We start from the raw sequence: 1973 nt of genomic DNA, 5'->3' as shown, positions 1-1973 counted from the left end.
CACAGAGGAGCCACGTCACCAACGACTTGGGAATTCAGTGGATGCAGAGGCATCTTGGCTCGGAGTACCGAGTCCACACAGTCAAGTTCCGTGATCCAGCTCCCATACATATGGATGCAACTTGGGTTCCCATCGGCGAAGGGCGTGTCTTGTCTTGCCCTGACCGTCCGTGCATCTCACCGGATATCCTAGAGATGTTTAAGCAGGGAGGATGGGAAATTCTTTATCCTCCCAGGGGCGTAGCAAACGCCGAATTTCATATGTCCAGCCGCTGGCTTTCTATGAATATTCTGATGATTGATCAGGAGCGAGTGGTTGTGGAGAAGAGTGAGGAACCAACGATTAAGTTTTTTAAAGAGATAGGCTTAAAGCCAATTTTAGTGGACTTTAAAGACCATTATGTTTTTGGAGGTGGGTTACATTGTGCAACTTGTGATGTACGCAGGCGTGGTATGTTGAAATCCTACTTTTAAATTTGGGTAGTTTCAATATGCAGCGAGCATAGCTAGTTAAGGAACAAAATTGGATACCAAGCAACAAAATTGGATACAAAAAAAAGCCATTTATACTCCCGATCAATTGAGCGTTAATGGTGTCGAAGTAATGCAGGACTGGGAAATTCCGTATATGAAGAAGTTGGCTTCAATCGCAACTTCAAATGGCGGACAAGTACTAGAATTAGGCTTTGGACTTGGATTATCAGCAGGTTTTATTCAAGACTCCCCCGACATTGAGAAACATACGATCCTTGAAGCCCACCCAGATGTACGCGAATTCGCGCAACAAAAATTCCCTGAAGCCTTGAGGATAGGTAGGATGGAAATTGTCCCAGGTTTTTGGCAAGAGGTTAGTTCACGTTTTGATGATGAGAGTTTTGATGGGATTCTGTTTGATACTGTCCCACTAACTCCAGAGGATGCAGGAAGTTTCCACCAACACGATTTTTTTAAGGAAGCGGGTCGGTTACTCAAAAAAAATGGAACATTTACTTATTTTTCACGGGTTGCCACTGAAATACCAGAAGCACATCAAAAACTATTGCAAGAAGCTGGCTTTTCCAAGATCGATTTTGAGGTTGTTGATGTAAATCCACCCCTACCTTCTCAGTATTGGGACTACAAAACAATCGGAGCTCCCATCATTAAGAAATGACCCTACCATCTTCTCTATTCTTGAGGTCTCAAATATTGCATTAACACTTAGGGACTCTTGGAGACTGGTTCCATACTATGGGTAAATCGATCAAATGTCTTTTAGTCAAGGATTTCGACAATAGATCTCTAAAATCTAATCAGGAGAAGTTTACAATCATTGGGGACAGCAACTATCGGGACTTAAACGATAAAAAGAGCAAAATTATGGTATAATCTATGATGGATCAACCTTTCACGTCGAAAGGGCGATTTACTCGCCCTAGGAGGCGCGCACCGTGATTATTTGATCACCAATGTTGAGGCAAAAAAAAGTAACAAAACAGTGGATAGTAATGACCTATTCCCAAAGAAATTGGGTGGAAGTATTTTCTTGGGAAGCCAAGGGTTGGCTAGGGTTGAAAGAATACCAAGTCAGGGATAAAAGAAGTCTAATTCACCATTTTATTCTAGTATTTTGTGCCTATATTTTTATTCTTTGGCATAAGTTAACCGGGGGATTACTTTGGCGATGGGCGTTCCAAACCTTGGCCACGCTACGCGAATGAATACTTTTACAGAAGCCTTGGAGGCTTTCCGTACAGCTATGTCTTTTCGTTTCTTTAATTGGCTAACTAACTCACAATCAGGAGGTGTTTGCTGCTTATAAAGCCAGTTTAGGCTTCATTTGGGCTTGATTTTTGTTTAAGTCCCACTAAAAGACCAGTTTTTCTGGCCTCTCACGATTTTTGATCAAAAAAAGCGATGCAGCGCGGTCTTGGGGAGGCAGCGCGGTCTTGGGGGTCTCCCCCATGACCGCGCTGCCGTGGTTTCCCCCACTCA

General features: G+C 43.1%; 1 protein-coding gene and 2 pseudogenes. All 3 read left to right on the top strand.

The window, feature by feature from the left end:
• Window positions 1–473, top strand: a pseudogene (locus F6K20_RS36290) (NarL family transcriptional regulator); the annotation flags it as partial.
• A gap of 49 nt (window positions 474–522) precedes the next feature.
• Window positions 523–1152 carry a class I SAM-dependent methyltransferase gene (locus F6K20_RS36285; protein ID WP_008187707.1) on the top strand — a complete coding sequence of 210 codons (630 nt, stop codon included), beginning with the start codon at window positions 523–525 and terminating at the stop codon, window positions 1150–1152.
• A gap of 279 nt (window positions 1153–1431) precedes the next feature.
• Window positions 1432–1828, top strand: a pseudogene (locus F6K20_RS36280) (IS701 family transposase); the annotation flags it as partial.
• Window positions 1829–1973: the final 145 nt, after the last annotated feature.

The organism is Moorena sp. SIO2C4 (assembly GCF_010672485.1).
GTDB classification, from domain to species: domain Bacteria; phylum Cyanobacteriota; class Cyanobacteriia; order Cyanobacteriales; family Coleofasciculaceae; genus Moorena; species Moorena producens.
Note: the sequence above shows the minus strand (reverse complement) of the source record. Positions and strands in the feature narration are given on the sequence as shown.